At 65.5% G+C, this 1,467-nt stretch carries 1 protein-coding gene; it reads right to left on the bottom strand.

Annotated features, from left to right (window positions below; genetic code table 11):
• Positions 1–274 precede the first annotated feature (274 nt).
• Positions 275–1,467: helix-hairpin-helix domain-containing protein (locus I5I_RS07770; protein WP_036318246.1), on the bottom strand; the 1,193-nt coding region annotated here is incomplete at its 5' end.

Raw genomic sequence — 1,467 nt, 5'->3', positions numbered from 1 at the left:
TTGACGAACCCGTACTGGGTGTTCAGCAGCCATCGCCACAGGTACCCGCCGACCACGATCGGCACGATCGTGGGCAGATAGACGAGGGCGCGGTACAGCGGTTGACCGCGCACCGGAAGGTTCAGCAGGCGCTCGATGACTCTGCGGCAACGGCGACGTCGTGCTCCTCGCCGGTGCTCTCATCGGCGCTGTCGGGGGTGGGCTTCTCGTCGGTCACGTCACGCATCCTTCCGGAACAGAACTCGACTGGGATCCTACCTGGCCGATCACAGGCTCAGCCCAGACACTGCGGACCGAGCAGGCCTTTCAACTCGCCGTAGAGGTCGACGGTGACACGCACCTGGGCCGGCACTTCGAACACCTTCGCGACGCCGCTCTTATGCAGCTTGAGGGTGACCTCTGTGTCGCCGGGGTGACGGGAGAACACCTGAGCCAACTGCGTGACCGTCGACTCCGTGGCGCGATGCTCGGGCATGAGGAGCACCAAGGAGCCGGTGGCATCGACCGAACCGAGGTCGGGCGAGAACGCCGACTGCCCGTGCAGGTTCAGCCCGTCATCGCGCCGGGAGACACGACCGCGCACCACCAGGATGCTGTCGGCGACGAGCATCGACTGGAACTCCGTGTAGGTCTTGCCCATGAACATCACGGTCACTTCTCCGTCGAAGTCTTCGACCGTGATCATGCCGTAGGGGTTGCCGCTCTGTTTTGCCACGCGGTGCTGCACGCTCGTGACGAGGCCGGCCACCGTGACGATGTCGCCGTCGTTGACGTCATCCGAGGCCAGGAGGTCGTGGATGGACGTGGACGCGTGTTTGGCCAAGGGGATCTCGAGCCCGGCCAGCGGGTGATCGGATACGTACAACCCGAGCATCTCCCGCTCGAAGGCGAGCTTGTCCTTCTTGGTCCACTCCGGCCGGGGCGGCACCTTCGGAGGCACCGCTTCCTCGGCCGCGTCGTAGAGGGAGTCGAAATCGAAGCCGATCGCGCCTTGAGCCTCGTTGCGCTTGCGGTCCACCGCCGCCTCGACCGCGTCTTCGTGCACCTCCAGGAGGGCCCGCCGAGTGTCGCCCATAGAGTCGAACGCGCCGGCCTTGATGAGCGACTCGACGGTGCGTTTGTTGGCGACGTGCATCGGCACCGTATCGAGGAAGTGGTGGAAGCTGGAGAATCCCTCGTCGCCGCGGGCCTCGACGATGCCGTCGACGACGTTCGCCCCGACGTTGCGGACGGCGCCCAGCCCGAAGCGGATATCTTCGCCCACGGCCGCGAAGTAGCGGATCGACTCGCTGACATCGGGCGGGAGCACCCGGATACCCATTCGCCGACACTCGTTGAGGTACACGGCCATCTTGTCCTTGGAGTCTCCGACGCTCGTGAGCAGCGCCGCCATGTACTCGGCGGGATAGTGGGCCTTCAGGTACGCCGTCCAGTAGGAGACCAGACCGTAGGCGGCGGAGTGGCCTG

Source organism: Microbacterium sp. B24 (assembly GCF_000333415.1).
In the GTDB taxonomy this organism is placed as follows: domain Bacteria; phylum Actinomycetota; class Actinomycetes; order Actinomycetales; family Microbacteriaceae; genus Microbacterium.
Note: the sequence above shows the minus strand (reverse complement) of the source record. Positions and strands in the feature narration are given on the sequence as shown.